The sequence below is a fragment of the bacterium genome (genome assembly GCA_026398675.1).
Classification (GTDB): Bacteria; RBG-13-66-14; RBG-13-66-14; order RBG-13-66-14; family RBG-13-66-14; genus RBG-13-66-14.
The window spans coordinates 2,419-4,821 of sequence record JAPLSK010000193.1; the positions used below are offsets into that span (position 1 = coordinate 2,419).

3 protein-coding genes are annotated in these 2,403 nt (G+C 63.0%); 1 reads left to right on the forward strand and 2 read right to left on the reverse strand.

Annotation, left to right across the window (positions count from 1 at the left end):
• On the reverse strand, window positions 1-296 hold a 296-nt coding region (locus NTW26_06410; GenBank protein ID MCX7021889.1), incomplete at its 3' end, for an AAA family ATPase.
• A gap of 181 nt (window positions 297-477) precedes the next feature.
• On the reverse strand, window positions 478-1,356 hold the full coding sequence (gene rsmI / locus NTW26_06415) for a 16S rRNA (cytidine(1402)-2'-O)-methyltransferase (protein ID MCX7021890.1): 879 nt from the start codon (window positions 1,354-1,356) through the stop codon (window positions 478-480).
• Window positions 1,357-1,501: 145 nt separating this feature from the next.
• On the opposite strand from rsmI, the gene NTW26_06420 reads away from it, so the two are divergent.
• Window positions 1,502-2,374, forward strand: coding sequence for a hypothetical protein (locus tag NTW26_06420; protein ID MCX7021891.1), 873 nt, complete (start codon window positions 1,502-1,504; stop codon window positions 2,372-2,374).
• Window positions 2,375-2,403 lie beyond the last annotated feature (29 nt).

The window sequence follows — 2,403 nt, forward strand, 5'->3', positions numbered from 1 at the left end:
AGGATGTCGGTATACTCGAGGGGCAGCGCCTGGTCCTCGTTGGACAATAGAAGCGAAACCTCGGCCATGCCCACCGGCTTGCGCGCCTCGGAGCCGGAGAAGATAACGTCCGTCATCTGCCGACCGCGGAGGCTCTTGACCCGCTGTTCGCCCAGCGCCCAGCGGATGGCGTCGGCGATGTTGGTCTTCCCGCAGCCGTTGGGGCCGACGATGGCGGTTACACCCTCGCGGAAACCCAACTCGATGGAGTCGGAAAAACTCTTGAAGCCGGAAATGGAGACCTTTTTCAGAAACAAAACGCCTCACAGGGTAGGCGTTATTGTACCTGAAAATGGGTCGCTGGGAAAACCGGGGAACCGTGGCAACTGCGACGGTGCGTCGGGTGGGCCGAATTCCCGATCGAGACCAAGCCGCAATCGCAAAAAAAAGCAGGCCGACCGGCCTGCCGTGAAACACCGCTAAAGTAAAACGTCCGCTCTAACGCGGCGGTCGCCGGCGGGGGATCGTGACCGCCAGGTGGTAGATTTCCTGCTTGGGAATCCCCAGGATGGCCGAGATGACCTTCGCGGCGTTGTTGGGGCTCATCTCGAAGTTCTGGATGCAGATGCGCAGCGCCCGCTCGACCCGGTCCGTGGGCACGTTGTCCATCACGAAGCGGTTGTCCTCGGAGTCGGCCGCCCGGTCTATGACCAGGACGAACTCGCCCCGGGTGCGCTCCTCGTCCAGCTCGAGGTTGACCTCCTCCGCCGTCCCGCGCAGCACCTCTTCGTTAAACTTCGTCATCTCCCGACAGATGACCACCTCCCTGTCCGGCATCTCCGAGGTGATGTCCTTGAGGATGCGCTTGATGCGGTGCGGGCTGGCGTAAACCACGACGGGCATCTCCAGGCATTTCAGGCGCTGGATGCGCGCCAGGCGCTCCTGGGGTTTGCGGGGCAGGTAGCCTTCGAAGATGAAGCTCGAGCCTGCAAAACCGCTGGTCGCCAGGGCGGTGATGGCCGCGTTGGGGCCCGGGATGGGAACGACGTCTATGTGGTTGTCCACACAGAGCCGGACCAGCGCGGAACCGGGATCGGAGATGGCCGGCATCCCCGAATCGGAGACGTAGGCGATGGAAAGTCCCTGGTTGAAGAGCTCGACCAGCTCCCGGCCCACGGCATAGGTGATGTGCTGATCGCAGCGCAGAAGGCGCTTTTTGTTGATCTTGTAGTGGGCGAGGAGCTTGCGGGTCTGGCGGGTGTCCTCGCAGGCGATGACGTCAACAACCTTGAGGGTCTCAACGGCCCTCGTGGTAATGTCGTCTAGGTTGCCGATGGGGGTGCCGACGAGGAAAAGACAACCCTTCTTTTTAGCCATCCTTCTCTCCCGGGTATCTTTTCAGAAACGGGACACAGTGTAGCATCTAGGCGAATCCAATGCAAGGGGGACGGTTCAACTCTACACCCAAATATGTTATTCTCCACCGCGTGAAATGAAGCCTAACGCCCACCGAGGGAAACCCATGCGAAAAGCACCCATCGCACTCGTCGCCCTGACCGCTCTTCTAATCTCCGGATGCCTGCCCCGGCAGAGCGACCACATCTACTTCGCCTCCAACCGGGACGGCGTGGGGAACAACCTCTTCGTCATCAACACCGCGGGGGGCGAGCTCAAGCAGCTTACCCGGGACCTGAAACCCGACTGGGACCCTTACCCGGCCCTCTCCCCGGACGGGAAGAAGCTGGTCTTCGTCTCGCGCCACCTGGACGCGAACCTCGAGGTGTACGTCATGGACTCGGCGGGAGGTGAACCGGTGCGACTGACCTTCACCCCCGATGACGAGGATCGCCCCGTCTTCACTCCGGACGGCCGCATCTCCTTCGACTCCGAGCGTACCGGCGACTGGGAACTGTGGGTGATGGACGCCGACGGCGGCAATCCCGCCCGGCTCACCGACTCGCCGGGCATAGACGAAGGCTCCTCGTGGAAACCGGACGGGAAGCTCATCGCCTTCGCCAGCGAACGAGACGGCCGCTTCGGCATCTACCTGGCCGGCCCCGTCGGATCCGACGTGCGGCTGCTCTACGGCGGCGCATCCTTCAACTGCAACGACCCGGCCTGGTCCCCGGACGGCAAGCTAATAGCCTTCGCGAGCGACGAGGCGGGAACCTACGACATCTACACCATCGCCCTGGACGGCTCGAAACCGGTCCGCCTCTCCGGCGGCGAAGACAACGGACAGGAACGTTACCCCTGCTGGAGCGCGGACGGAGAACGGATCGCCTACGCCAGCCTGGAAGCCGGCGACTGGGAAATCTGCACGATGAAGGCCGACGGCTCCGAGCAAAAGCGACTGACCGACAACACCGCCGACGACAGCCTTCCCGCCTGGTAGGCGCGGCCTACGGCGCGGCCTACGGCGCG